Consider the following 12739-nt stretch of genomic DNA (forward strand, 5'->3'; position numbering starts at 1 on the left):
CTTCATCGCTCTGGCCAGCACAGTCATCACTGTCCGCTGCCTGATCCGACGCGCCTGGACCCTCTACCGCTGGGACACCCGCCCTCGAAACCCCCGCATCCGATGACCTACTGGCGGACACCCTAAGGGAAGGGGATTCCTACCACAGTCACCTGACCGTCTCGGCGGGTTCCTGTTTCTTCGCGCTGTGCCGGGACTGGTCCCGGTCTTACCAGCGCTCCGCAGGCTGATACCGCCAGTCCGGCGGCCTTGGCGACGTTGACCGCCGCGTTGACGTCCCGGTCAAGGAGGGCCCCACAAGCCCCGTACTCCCACACACGGACGCGCAGGGGCTTGGGGCCGTCCTTGACACCGCACTGCGAGCACACCTGCGAGGTCGGCTCGAACCGGCCGATCCTGATCAGGGTGCGTCCGTACCGGGCCGCCTTGTACTCCAGCATCGTCACGAATGCCGACCATCCGGCGTCATGCACTGACTTGGCACGTCGTGTGCGGGCGAGTCCCTTGACCGCCAGGTCCTCAACAGCAACCGCTTGGTTCTCGCGGATGATCTTCGTTGAGAGCTGGTGGTGGAACTCTCGCCGCGCGTCGGCCACCCGTCCGTGAGCGCGGGCGACCTTGATCCGGGCCTTCGTCCTGTTGCTGGACCCCGTCACCTTGCGGCTCAGGTTCCGCTGCGCCTTTTTGAGTTTCTTCTCGGCCCGGCGCAGGAAGCGCGGGCTGTCGATCTTCGTGCCGTCCGAGAGAATCGCGAAGTGCGACAACCCCAGGTCGATACCTACCTCGGGCGCGACCCCGGGCAATACCCCGTTCACGTCGGTCTCGATGACGAACGAGCAGAAGTACCGTCCGGCCGCATCCTTGATCACAGTCACGGTGGACGGCGTGGACGGCAGAGCACGGGACCACTTCACCCGCACGTCGCCGATCTTCGGCAACGACAGGTCTCCGCCGGTTGTGATCTTCCAGCGGGCGTTCGCCGTGAACCGGACCGACAGGCGGTTGTCCCGGCGGGACTTGAACCGGGGTGCGCCCATGCGAGGGCGCTTGCCCTTGAGGCCGTCGAAGAAGTTCCGGTACGCGGTGTCCAGATCCCGAAGAGACTGCTGGAGAATTACGGCGGACACCTCGCCCAGCCAGGCCCGTTCCCCATTCCTCTTCGTCTCGGTGAGCCGCTTGCCCAGCTCGGCAGAGGTCACGAACGCCAGCCCGGCAGCGCGGGCGTCCTCGCGGACGCTGACAACGATGTCAGACAGGAAGGTTTCCTATTGACCGAAAATCGCGATCCTTTCGCCCTACACCCTTATGGCGTAACCTCGCACCCCTCTGCCACGTCACCTGGCGAAAGGGGCCGGAATGCCGGGGCTCGGACGGTACTTGGCCGCCGCACTGGCGGCGCGCTTCGCCTCCGAGGGCATGCCCATGGCCGTGGTGCTGCTCGCCCTCCAGCGCACCGGGAGCGCCGCGCACGGCGCGTTCGTGCTGACCGCCTGGCTGGCCCCGCACGTGCTCGCGGCCCCGCTCGCGGGCGCCGCCGCGGCCAGGTCGCGCCGGCCCCGGCTCTTCCAGGTGGGCGCCCTGGCGGGATTCACCACGGCCGTGGCGGCACTGGCGCTCCTGCTCGGGCGGGCTCCGACGCCGGTGGTGCTGGCGGTGGCGGTGCTCGGCGGCTCCTGCGGGCCGATGGTGACGGGCGGGCTGTCGAGCCTGGTGGCGGGGCTGGTCCCGGCCGGTCCCGCGCGCGACAAGGCGTACGGCTGGGACGCGTCGACCTACAACGGCGCCGCGGTCACCGCTCCGGCGGCCGTCAGCCTGGTCGCGGCCTTCGGCTCGGCCGGGCCGGCGATGGCCCTGCTCGCGGCTTCCGGCGCACTGGCGGCGGCTCTGGCGGCCACCCTTTCCTACGCGGACCCCGCCCCGGGACCCGCCCACGGCGCACCCCGGGCCGGGCCGGGTTCCGGACTGGCCGCCCTGTGGCGGATCCGGGAACTGCGGGCCGTCACCTCGGCCACGACCCTGGCCTTCGTGGGCATCGGGGCGCTCACCACCACCGCGGTACTGCTGGCCACCACGCTCGGCAGCCCGGGCGGTGGCGGGGTGCTCATGACCGCCTTCGCCCTGGGCGCCCTGACGGGCTCCCTGACACTGGGCCGGATCACGTCCGTCCCGCCGGGCCGGCTGGCCCGGTGGGCCATGGCGGCGACCGGGGTGGCGCTGACGGCGGCCGCGTTCACCCCGTCCGTCACCCTCACCGCGGTGGCGTTCGCGGCCGCCGGGGTGTGCGACGGCCCCCTGCTGACGGCCACCTTGCGCATCCGCTCGGAGTTCGCGCCCGAGGAGGCGCGGACCCAGGTGTTCACCCTCGGCGCCGGGCTGAAGGTGACGGCCGCGTCGACCGGCGCGGCGCTCGTGGGGCTCGCGGCCGACGCGCCGCCGTGGATCCTGGTGCTCGCGATCGCCGCCCTGCAACTGGCCGCGGCGCTGCTGCACACCGCGGTGGCGGCACGCGGCCCCGTACGGGACGCGGTCCCGGCCGCGCCCACATCCACGCCCACGGCCGCGGGCGCCGGGCCGGCGGCTCCAGGGCCGTCGGCCGCAACCCCGTCGCCTACAGGGCCGTCGGCAGGTTCCGCCACAACTGCGGCCGGTCCAAGGACTCCTGGAGCGCCTTGAGCGTGGCCGGGTGCGCGGCCGCGTACAGCTCGGGGTAGTCGATCTCGCCGAGCTCCGGGCGGACGGGGAAGGCGAGTTGTTCACGGTCGAGGGTGAACTGGGCGTCCACGCCGGGCTTGTTGCCCCGCGGGTCCACCCGGGACCAGCCCTCGCCGCCGGGCAGGCGCAGCGCGACGAGGCCGTGCAGGGCGAGGTTCGATCCGTCGTCGTCGCCCAGGAGCTGGTAGCAGAGGCCCGCCGGGATGTCCCGGGCGCGCAGCAGCGCGGTCAGCGCGTGGGCCTTGGCGTAGCAGATCCCGTTGCGCGTATCCAGGACGTCGGAGGCGCGCCACGAGACGCGGTCGTCCCCGGAGTCGGCGGAGTGCGGGATGGTGTCGCGGACGAACTCGAAGGCCGCCTTGGCGTATGAATATGCATCGCCCGTGGCGGTCCACAGGGCGTCGGCGGTCTCCTGGACCAGCGGATGACCGTGATCTATCACGTCATCGGCGGCCAGATAGGCGGCAAGGTCAGTATGCTGCTGGATCAATTCCATGATCCAGCAGCATACTCATGCAGAACTCTGCATGCCTATAGATTTATGGCGTCGGATTCAGGGAAGGGCTAGCGGGCCAGCTCTTCCTTGAGGGCCTGGAGGAAGCCGTCCACGTCCTCCTCCTGGGTGTCGTAGCTGCACATCCACCGGACGTCGCCCGCGATCTCGTCCCAGAAGTAGAAGCGGTAGCGCTCCTGCAGCCGCCGCGTGACCTCGTGCGGAAGCCGGGCGAACACGGCGTTCGCCTGCACCGGGTAGAGGATCTCCACCCCGTCGGTCTCGCGCACCCCGGCCGCCAGCCGCTGCGCCATCGCGTTGGCGTGGCGGGCGTTGCGCAGCCACAGGTCCTTCGCGAGGAGCGCTTCGAGCTGCACCGACACGAAGCGCATCTTGGAGGCCAGCTGCATCGACATCTTGCGGATGTGCTTCATCTGCCGGACGGAGTCCGGGTTCAGCACGACGACGGCCTCGCCGGCCATCATCCCGTTCTTGGTGCCGCCGTAGGACAGCACGTCCACGCCGACCGCGTTCGTGAAGCTGCGCATCGGCACGTCGAGCGAGGCCGCGGCGTTGGCGATCCGGGCACCGTCGAGGTGGACCTTCATCCCCTTGGCGTGCGCGTGCTCGCAGATGGCACGGACCTCGTCCACGGTGTAGACCGTGCCGAGCTCGGTGTTCTGGGTGATCGAGACGACCTGCGGCATCGCCCGGTGCTCGTCCTCCCAGCCCCAGGCCTGCCGGTCGATGAGCTCGGGGGTGAGCTTGCCGTCCGGCGTGGGGACGGTGAGCAGCTTGAGGCCCGCCATCCGCTCGGGCGCGCCGCCCTCGTCGACGTTGATGTGCGCCGACTCGGCACAGATCACGGCGCCCCAGCGGTCGGTGAGCGCCTGCAGGGCCGTCACGTTGGCGCCGGTGCCGTTGAACACCGGGTAGGCCTCGGCGTGCGGGCCGAAGTGGCCGCGGAAGACCTGCTGCAGGTTCTCGGTGTACTCGTCGTCGCCGTAGGAGACCTGGTGGCCGCCGTTGGCGAGCGCGATGGCCGCGAGGATCTCCGGGTGGATTCCGGCGTAGTTGTCGCTCGCGAAGCCGCGTACCGCCGGGTCGTGGTGCCGGCGGGCGTCGGTCTTCGCGGCGGACTTCCGTATCGCGGTCTTCACGGCACCGGTCTTCACGGTTGGGGGGTGAGCCACAGGCGCTGTCCGTTCACATCGGCGGCGGGCCGCTCCCAGACGCCGGCGATGGCCTCGGCCAGCTCCTTGACGTCGGTGAAGCCCGCGAACTTCGCAGTGGGACGCTCGGCGCGCATCGCGTCGTGCACCAATGCCTTGATCACCAGGATCGCAGCCGCGGCGCCCGGACCGTCCTCGCCACCCGCCTTGCGGAAGGAATCCGCCATCGCGAGCGTCCAGGCCTCGGCCGCCGCCTTGCCCGCGTTGTACGCGGCGTTGTTGGCGACCGGCTTGTGCGCACCGGACTGGCTGACCAGGACGTAGCGCCCGCGGTCGCTGCGCAGCAGCCCGTCGTGGAAGGCGAGCGAGGTGTGCTGGACCGTGCGGATGAGGAGCTTCTCCAGGAAGGCCCAGTCCGCGAGGTCGACGTCGGTGAAGGTCTTGCTGCCGCGCCAGCCGCCGACGAGGTGGACCAGGCCGTCGATGCGGCCGAACTCCTTCTCGGTCTGCTCGGCCCAGGCCTTGCTGGCGTCCAGGTCGAGCAGGTCGACGGTGTCACCGGTGATGGTGGCGCCGCCGTGGGCGTAGCGCGCGGCGTCCACCGCCTCGGCGAGCCGGGCCGCGTCGGCGTCGGAGGCGACGACCACGGCTCCCGCCTCGGCGAGGCGGAGCAGGGTGGCGCGGCCGGCGGGCCCGCCGGCCCCCGCCACTGCCACTACCGCCCCATGGAGCTTCCCGTTCCCGTTACCGTTACCGGAGCCGTTCATCTGTGTAGCCTCCTGTGGGCGAGCGCTCACGCGGCGACCCGCGCGGCGGTCTCGCGTTCCGCGGCGTTCCCTGCCGTGATGCCCTTGGTCGAGGCGATCACGCCCTTGAGCTTCTTGGCCAGGGCCTCATAGAACATGCTCAGCGGAAACTCGTCCGGAAGCACGTCGTCCACGAGTTTGCGCGGCGGCTGCGTCAGGTCCAGGGCGTCGGGGCCCTTGGCCCACTTGGAGCCCGGGTGGGGGGCGAGGTACTCGGCGACCAGGTCGTACGCCTTGAACCAGTGGACGAGCTTCGGGCGGTCGATGCCGGCCCGGTAGAGGTCCTCGATCTCGGCGCACAGCTGGTTGGTGACCTGCGGGGCGCGCATCCAGTCGATCTTCAGCTTGTTGTCCGTCCAGCGTACGACGTCGTGCTTGTGGAGGTACGCGAAGAGGAGCTGGCCGCCGAGGCCGTCGTAGTTCCGGTTGCGGTCACCGGACACCGGGAAGCGGAACATCCGGTCGAAGAGGACCGCGTACTGCACGTCGCGGCCGTGCTCGTTGCCCTCGGACTCCAGCTTCACGGCCTCCTTGAAGGCGGTGAGGTCGCAGCGCAGCTCTTCCAGGCCGTACATCCAGAACGGCTGGCGCTGCTTGATCATGAACGGGTCGAACGGCAGGTCGCCGTGGCTGTGGGTGCGGTCGTGGACCATGTCCCACAGGACGAAGGCCTTCTCGCAGCGCTCCTGGTCCTCGACCATCCGGGCGATGTCCTCGGGCAGCTCGATGCCCAGGATGTCCACGGCGGCCTCGGTGACCTTGCGGTAGCGGGCGGCCTCGCGGTCGCAGAAGATGCCGCCCCAGGTGAAGCGCTCGGGGGCCTCGCGCACCGCGATGGTCTCCGGGAAGAGCACGGCGGAGTGCGTGTCGTAGCCCGGGGTGAAGTCCTCGAAGGTGATGCCGAGGAAGAGCGGGTTGTCGTACCGGGTGCGCTCCAGCTCGGCGAGCCACTCGGGCCACACCATCTTCAGCACGACGGCTTCGAGGTTGCGGTCCGGGTTGCCGTTCTGCGTGTACATCGGGAAGACCACGAGGTGCTGGAGTCCGTCGGCACGCTCGGCCGCCGGCGCGAAGGCCAGCAGGGAGTCGAGGAAGTCCGGCACGCCGAAGCCGCCGTCGGCCCACTTGCGCAGGTCGGTGATGAGGGCGCGGTGGTACGGGGCACCGTGCGGCAGCAGCGGAGAGAGCGCCTCGATGCCGGCGATCACGCGCTCGACGGCGGCCGGGGCGGCTATGCGGGCGTGATGCCCCTCGACCTCGAAGTCGATGGAGCCGTCGGCCGACTGCCAGGGCCGGATCTCCTCCACGGCGGCCTTGAGCTCGGGCCACGCCGGGTGGTCGACCACCCGAACACCAGCGGTTTTCACGGCCCCGCCGATACCCGGCACAAGAGTTTCCGTCATGTCACTTCCTCCACAGGAGAACCTCACGTTGGCACAGCGTAAGCGTGTGAGGCTCCCCTACTCAAGAGGAGATGCGGGAAATTATCCTGCGTCACCCCCAGTTTCACCGGAAGTCTTCCCGTTCTTATGCGTGGAGTCGATGACTTCGCCCAGTCGCGCCAAGGCCTGACCGGCCTCGGGGAGCACTCCGGCCAGCGCGAGGAACCCGTGGAACATCCCGGGGTGTGAGTCGAGGGCCGAACGGACCCCGGCGCCGAGCAGCCGGTGGTGGTACGCCTCCCCCTCGTCTCGTAGCGGATCGCACCCGGCGACCACCACGTACGCGGGCGGCAGCCCCCTCGGGTCCCCGGCGAGCGGGGAGGCCAGCGGATGCCCGCCGTCGCCGTCGGGGCCCAGGCACTGCTCCCAGAACCAGCGCAGGTGCGCCACGGTCAGGAAGCAGCCCTCGGCGTTGCTCCGGTAGGACCCGGTGTCCTGTGCGGCGTCCAGGCACGGTTGAAGCTCTCTCCCGGCTGAAGCCGGGAGATTCCCCCCTAGGTTGCCCTGGCGGGTTTGACAGGTCATGCCTGTCCGGCGACGGCCCTCCCGGCCGCCGGAGCAAGTACGAGACTCGCTCAAGTCCTGCTGTACCTCAGCGACTTCAGCTTGGCTATCGCTGAGGTCACCAATGACTGTAGCGAACTCAGGCGTTCCACGCCTTCGATTCAAGGATGGTCTCCACCTCCGCCGTAACGGCGGAGCACTGGCCAAGATCAAAGACGGACGGGCACCGGTACCGGCGGCGCCGCGGCCGGCCCGGGGACCTCCCGGTCCTCCACGGCGCCCACGACGGCCGGCCGGGCCCTCGCGGGCACGGCGGCGAGGATCCGGCGGGCCTCGTCGGCATCGGTGACGCGCCCCCCGAGGTTCGGGAAGAGGGAGGCCATCGCGTCGGCGTAGGGGCGGGCGGCGGGGTCGAGCCGGTCGGCGCGGCCGGGCCCGTCGGCACGGCCGGGCCCGTCGGCACGGCCGGGCCCGTCGGCACGGTCAGGACGCTCAGGGCGGTCGGGCCCGGCGGCCCCATCCGCCCCGGCAGTCGTTTCCGTCACGGCGGCGGCCCCCTACGCCCGCTGCTTCGCGAAGTGCGGGATGACCTTCTCGCCCCACTGCCGCAGCGTCTCCAGACAGGCTTCCTGCGGCACGGTCCCCATCTGGATCAGGCACATGATCTCGTCGGCCCCCGCCTCCCGCAGCCGCTCCACGTACGCGATCGCCTCGTCCGCGCTCCCGTAGGCGTGGTCCGCGTTGAAGGTGGCCGTGGCGGTGGGCCGCACCGGGATGTCCTGCTCGTGCAGCCGGGCCACCACCTGCTCCGCCGCCCTGCGCATCTCCGCCCCCTCGTCGGCGCCCGCGACCACCGCCTCGTCCGGCACCCCCGCCCCGCCGTACCAGTGGCCGATGGACTGGGCGAAGAACCGCTGCCCCCGGATCCCGATCCGGCGCGCCTCCTCGGGGTCGTCGAGGACGATCGTCGGGCAGAGCACGGAGAAGTGGTCGTTGACGGCCGTGGAGACGAAGCGGCCGCCGTCCCGGCCGGCGATCGCGGCGTCATAGACGGAGCGCATCGCCGCGATGGACTCCGGCCCTGCGAATCCCATCACCAGCGCCCCGACGCCCAGCTCCGCGGCCTGCACCAGGGTCTCGGCCCGGCTGCACGCGAGGAACAGCGGCGGATGGGGCCGCTGGCTCGGCCTCGGCAGGATCGGGTGCGGATCGATGTCGATGAGCTCCCCGTGGTACTCCAGCTCCTCCTCCTGCCAGGCCTTCCCGATGATCCGCAGCGCCTCCTCGACCTCGGCCGTGGTGCGGTCCTTGTCCACCCCGCAGAGTGAGGTCTCCTGCACGGTGCCGCCCCGCCCCGCCCCGAGGTCGACCCGCCCGCCGGACAGCAGGTCGAGCATGGCGGCCCGCTCGGCGACGCGGACGGGATGGTTGAAAGCGAAGGGCATGCACACGACTCCGTGCCCGATGCGTATGGTGTTCGTCCGGGCCGCGACGAAGCTCAGAAAGATTTCCGGGGCGGACATGTGGGCGTACCACTTCAGGGAGTGGTGCTCGACGGCCCAGATCCGGTCAAATCCCATCTGTTCGGCGAGCACCGCCTGCTCCACGCAGTCACGGATGACCTGGTGCTCGCGCTCCACGGTCGGGTCGGCCAGCTGTGCCTCGAAGATGACGGAGAACTTCACTTATGCCTCCAGGGTTGCGTCCCGTACCCGGTCTCACTTCTATTCGAAATATGACTAGTAGTCAGACGGCGAAGAAGCAAGAGCTTCCACCGACCGCGTGGGCCGTTCTCGGCCTGCTCTCCTTCCCCGGGGAGCGCACCGGCTACGAGCTGAAGAAGTGGGCGGACTCCTCCCTGCGCTTCTTCTACTGGTCCCCGGCGATCAGTCAGATCTACGCCGAACTGCGCCGCCTGGAGGAACTCGGCTACGCCGCCTCCGTGCGCTCGGGGCCCGAAGAGGCGCGGGCCAAGCGCCGCTACGGCATCACCCCCGCCGGGCGCGAGGCGCTGGCCGGCTGGGCCTCGGACGTCGCCGAGGCGGGGCCCCCGGTGCTCAAGCACGGGCTGTTGCTGCGGGTCTGGCTCGGGCACCTGGCCGAGCCGGAGCGGCTGCGCGGGATGGTGACGGAGCATCTGGAGCGCACCACCGAGGAGTTGGCCGCCGTACGGGAGGCCATGGCGCACGCCGCCGCCGAGCCCGACTGGGCGTTCCCGGTACTCGCCCTGCGCTGGAGCGAGCGCCAGCACCTGGCCGAACTGGAGCTGACGCACGCGCTGCTCGCGGACCTGGAGGGCCTGGGCGGGCAGGAACGTCAAGCCGGCGGAGACGCGCCCACCCCCGGGTGACCACGCGGGCCGCGCCGGGGGCTCCCGAGCCCCCGGAGAGCCTGTCGGGAAGCGGCCGGGCGGCGTTGCGGAGCCCCCGCAAAGCCGGTTTCATCGCACGCGGGGCGCACTAGCATGCGTCCTCACATCGCGCGCGGCCGGTCGGGACACCGCGACCGCGCGGGGAGCCGCCGTCGACGGAAGGATGAGAACCTTGACTTTCCTCACCATCGGGCACCGCGGGGTCATGGGTGTCGAACCGGAGAACACCTTGCGGTCGTTCGTCCGCGCGGAACGTTCCGGCATGGACGTCGTCGCGCTGGACGTGCGGCTCAGCAAGGACGGCGCCCTCGTCGTCCTGCACGACGCCGAGGTGGACCGGACCACCGACGGGTCGGGATCCGTAGCCGATCTGACCCTGGCCGAACTGCGCGAACTGGACGCCGGAGACGGCGAGCACGTGCCGGTCCTCGACGAGGTCGTCGACGCGGTCCGCGCCCCGCTCCGGATCCAGGTCCACGACCTCGCCGCCGTCGGGACCTTCGCGGAGCTGCTGCTGCGCCGCGATCTGACCGGCCGGGTGGAAGTGGCCTCCTTCCGCGACGAGGTGCTCGTGGAGGCGGCCCGCCTGATGCCGGGCGTACGGACCGTGCTCTACGCGAACCAGACCCCGGCGGACGCCGGGGAGGTCGTCGCCCGGGCCGCCCTGGCGGGCGCGGAAACGGTGGCCCTCGACATCGCCCATCTCACCCTGCACACCGTGGAGTCGGCGCACGAGGCCGGACTGCGCGTGACGGGGTGGACGGTCAACACGCTGGAGCGGCTGCGGCTGGCGCGGGCCCTCGAACTCGACGGCGTGCTCACCGACTTCCCGGAGATCCGCTCCACGGGCCGCTTCACCGCCTGAGGATCCCCGGCGGCGGTCCGCACCGGGCGAACGGCGGGTCGGCTGCGACTACAGCGGCTTGACCAGCAGCTCGAAGGCCAGGTCGTCGCGGAGCGGAACGCCGAACCGCTCGTCCCCGTAGGGGAAGGGGCTCATCTCGCCGGTGCGCTCGTAACCACGGCGCACGTAGAAGGCGATGAGCTCCTCCCGTACGTTGATCACGGTCATCCGTATCTCCTTGGCCGCCCACTGTTCGCGGGCACGGCGCTCCGCCTCCGCCATGACCGTCTTGCCCAGGCCCCCGCCCTGCTGTCCGGGGCGGACCGCGAACATGCCGAAGTAGACGTGGTCACCGCGGTGTTCGAGGTGGCAGCAGGAGACGATCTCGCCGGCGCGCTCCACGACGAGGAGCATGCCCTCGGGGTGCCCCACGATCCGGGCCACGTCCTGGGCGTCGGTCCGCTGCCCGTCCAGGAAGTCCGCCTCGGTGGTCCAGCCCCCGCGGCTCGAATCCCCCCGGTACGCCGATTCCACCAGTTCCACGAGCGCCGGGATGTCCGCCTCCACGGCACTGCGGTAGGTCAAGGCCTGGGGGGCGGCGCTCGGCATCGAGGGCTCCGTTCTGCGCGAGGTCTGCGACGTGCTTCTTCGGTGGTTGCACAGAGCCTAACCTCGCCCGGCGTGATGGCCGTGTGAAGGGGGCATCTCTTCCGGTGAAGCCGACGAACCGGGAGGTTCCGCCGTGCACGGTCCCGCCACGTCCCTCTCCGCCTCCGTCTCCGCCTGGCTCCTCGTCCTGCTCTGCGCGGCGAGCGGTGCGTACTGTCTGCGGCGCGCGGGGAGAGCCGGCGGCGGACCGGCGGCCGGGGAGGCGGCGATGGGGTTCGGCATGGCCCTGATGGCGGTGCCGCTGCGGCTGGGCGGCGGCTGGCAGGCGCCCGTGCTCGTCGCGGTCTTCTGCGGGGCGGCGCTGCACGCCCTGTGGCTGCTGCGCGGCGGCCCGCACCACGCGCACCACCTGGTGGGCTCGCTGACCATGGTCTACATGGCCCTGGCCGCCGGGACGGGCGCCGGGGGCGGGTCCTCCGGCCACGCCCACGGGCAGGGTGCCGGGCTGCCGCTGCTCACCGGCCTGCTGCTCGTCTACTACGCCGGGTACGTGGTGCTGGGCGGCGCCCGGCTGGTCACCGTCGGCGCCGCGGGCGGCACCGGAGCCCCCGCCGGACCGGCGGAAGTGATCCGTGCCTGCCGACTGGCCATGGGAATGGGGATGTTGGCGATGCTGCTCACGATGTGAGGCCGCGGACCGGCCGGGCAAACGTGTCCTGCGTCACCCTTGGCCCGGACCATACCCGCAGGTAGTCGCACGCTCCTAGGCTGAGGCCCATGATGGTCCCCGCCGTTCTCCTGCTGCTCGGCGCCCTGACCGCGGTGCTCGCACCCCGCCTGCTGGCCCGGGCCGAATGGCCCGAGCGCGAACCCGTCGTGGCCCTGTGGGTCTGGCAGTGCGTGGTGGGCGCCGTGCTCCTGTGCTTCTCGCTGTCGATGCTGCTGAGCGCGGCCGCCGCCTGGCAGGCCGTCCGGGGCCGGCTGTTCGCCACGGCCCCGCACGGCGTGGTCGACGCCTACGCGCTGGACGCCGCGGGCGGGCTCTGGGCCGCCGGAACCGCCGTCGTACTGGCGGGGGGCGGGCTGTGGACCGGTGCGATGCTGGCCCGGGAGATCCTGCGGGCCCGCGCCCGGCGGCGTGCGCAGAGCGCCGAACTGCTGCTGCGGGCTCCGCTGTTGCCCGGGGAGAAGGCCGTCGGGGCGCGGCTCGTCGTGTTGGAGGGGCAGCGGCCCGACAGCTGGTGGCTGCCTGGTCCGGCCCCGCAACTGGTGGTCACGACGGCGGCGCTGGGGCGGCTCAAGGGGAGCCAGCTGGACGCCGTACTGGCCCACGAGCAGGGGCACGCGGCGGCCCGGCACGACTGGCTGCTGCACTGTTCGCGGGCGCTGTCCGCGGGGTTCCCGCAGGTTCCGGTCTTCGCCGCGTTCGAGGCGCAGATGCACCGGCTGGTGGAACTGGCGGCCGACGACGTGGCCTCGCGGCGGTACGGGCGCCTGACCACCGCCCTGGCCCTGATCGGCCTGAACGAGGACCGCGGGGTCTTCGGACCGTCCCCCGCACCGCACGCGCACGTCCCCGACCGGGTCCGGCGGCTGCTGGCGGCCGCACCCCGTCTGTCGGCCGTGCGCCGGCTGCGGCTGACGGCCCTGGCGGCGCTGGTGCCGGCGATTCCGCTGCTGGTGGCCTTCGGGCCGGGCCTCAGCACACTGGCCTGAGGGCCGCCGGCCGGTGATCGCGGGGCCCCTGGTGCCGGTCATCGGCGCCGCCGGGTGCGAGGATCGGCGG

The 12739-nt window shown here is 71.5% G+C and carries 13 protein-coding genes and 2 pseudogenes; 6 read left to right on the forward strand and 9 right to left on the reverse strand.

Annotation, left to right across the window (positions count from 1 at the left end; all coding sequences use genetic code 11):
* Nucleotides 1-106 (forward strand): annotated as a pseudogene (locus AC061S_RS38685) (IS5/IS1182 family transposase); the annotation flags it as partial.
* 16 nt (nt 107-122) lie between these two features.
* Here the strand turns inward: AC061S_RS38685 and AC061S_RS38690 are convergent.
* A pseudogene (locus tag AC061S_RS38690) lies at nt 123-1235 on the reverse strand (RNA-guided endonuclease InsQ/TnpB family protein); the annotation flags it as partial.
* A gap of 121 nt (nt 1236-1356) precedes the next feature.
* Between AC061S_RS38690 and AC061S_RS38695 the strand changes: the two are divergent.
* Nucleotides 1357-2673 (forward strand): MFS transporter, encoded by a 1317-nt coding sequence (locus tag AC061S_RS38695; protein ID WP_478690560.1) that lies wholly within the window; start codon nt 1357-1359, stop codon nt 2671-2673.
* Here AC061S_RS38695 and AC061S_RS38700 read toward each other — a convergent pair.
* From AC061S_RS38700 to AC061S_RS38730, 7 genes are all read right to left on the reverse strand, one after another.
* Nucleotides 2609-3208, reverse strand: coding sequence for a transglutaminase-like domain-containing protein (locus AC061S_RS38700; protein WP_478690561.1), 600 nt, complete (start codon nt 3206-3208; stop codon nt 2609-2611). The genes AC061S_RS38695 and AC061S_RS38700 overlap by 65 nt on opposite strands.
* Before the next feature lie 68 nt (nt 3209-3276).
* On the reverse strand, nt 3277-4380 hold the full coding sequence (locus tag AC061S_RS38705) for a threonine aldolase family protein (protein ID WP_422520901.1): 1104 nt from the start codon (nt 4378-4380) through the stop codon (nt 3277-3279).
* Nucleotides 4377-5144, reverse strand: coding sequence for an SDR family NAD(P)-dependent oxidoreductase (locus tag AC061S_RS38710; RefSeq protein WP_478690562.1), 768 nt, complete (start codon nt 5142-5144; stop codon nt 4377-4379). Before AC061S_RS38710 ends, AC061S_RS38705 begins: the two co-directional genes overlap by 4 nt.
* A 26-nt stretch (nt 5145-5170) precedes the next feature.
* On the reverse strand, nt 5171-6586 hold the full coding sequence (locus tag AC061S_RS38715) for a DUF6421 family protein (protein WP_478690563.1): 1416 nt from the start codon (nt 6584-6586) through the stop codon (nt 5171-5173).
* A gap of 81 nt (nt 6587-6667) precedes the next feature.
* The gene (locus AC061S_RS38720; RefSeq protein WP_478690564.1) at nt 6668-7150 is read right to left on the reverse strand and encodes an alpha/beta hydrolase fold domain-containing protein; all 483 of its coding nucleotides are present in this window, start codon (nt 7148-7150) and stop codon (nt 6668-6670) included.
* A gap of 188 nt (nt 7151-7338) precedes the next feature.
* A complete protein-coding gene (locus tag AC061S_RS38725; RefSeq protein WP_478690565.1) occupies nt 7339-7674 on the reverse strand; it encodes a hypothetical protein in 336 nt (111 codons plus the stop codon).
* 12 nt (nt 7675-7686) lie between these two features.
* Complete coding sequence (locus AC061S_RS38730) at nt 7687-8814, reverse strand: LLM class flavin-dependent oxidoreductase (protein WP_478690566.1); 1128 nt, start codon at nt 8812-8814, stop codon at nt 7687-7689.
* A gap of 50 nt (nt 8815-8864) precedes the next feature.
* On the opposite strand from AC061S_RS38730, the gene AC061S_RS38735 reads away from it, so the two are divergent.
* Both AC061S_RS38735 and AC061S_RS38740 read left to right on the forward strand, forming a co-directional pair.
* A complete protein-coding gene (locus AC061S_RS38735; RefSeq protein ID WP_478690567.1) occupies nt 8865-9479 on the forward strand; it encodes a PadR family transcriptional regulator in 615 nt (204 codons plus the stop codon).
* 193 nt (nt 9480-9672) lie between these two features.
* Nucleotides 9673-10365: a glycerophosphodiester phosphodiesterase gene (locus tag AC061S_RS38740; protein ID WP_478690568.1), complete on the forward strand. Its 693-nt coding sequence runs from the start codon at nt 9673-9675 to the stop codon at nt 10363-10365.
* A 48-nt stretch (nt 10366-10413) separates the two neighbouring features.
* Here the strand turns inward: AC061S_RS38740 and AC061S_RS38745 are convergent, their stop codons facing one another.
* Nucleotides 10414-10953, reverse strand: coding sequence for a GNAT family N-acetyltransferase (locus tag AC061S_RS38745; RefSeq protein ID WP_478690569.1), 540 nt, complete (start codon nt 10951-10953; stop codon nt 10414-10416).
* Nucleotides 10954-11086: 133 nt separating this feature from the next.
* On the opposite strand from AC061S_RS38745, the gene AC061S_RS38750 reads away from it, so the two are divergent.
* Together AC061S_RS38750 and AC061S_RS38755 are read left to right on the forward strand one after the other, a co-directional pair.
* On the forward strand, nt 11087-11641 hold the full coding sequence (locus AC061S_RS38750) for a DUF5134 domain-containing protein (RefSeq protein WP_478690570.1): 555 nt from the start codon (nt 11087-11089) through the stop codon (nt 11639-11641).
* A gap of 89 nt (nt 11642-11730) precedes the next feature.
* The gene (locus tag AC061S_RS38755; protein WP_478690571.1) at nt 11731-12669 is read left to right on the forward strand and encodes a M56 family metallopeptidase; all 939 of its coding nucleotides are present in this window, start codon (nt 11731-11733) and stop codon (nt 12667-12669) included.
* The last annotated feature ends 70 nt before the right edge of the window (nt 12670-12739 follow it).

The sequence above is a fragment of the Streptomyces sp. CA189 genome, assembly GCF_056428985.1.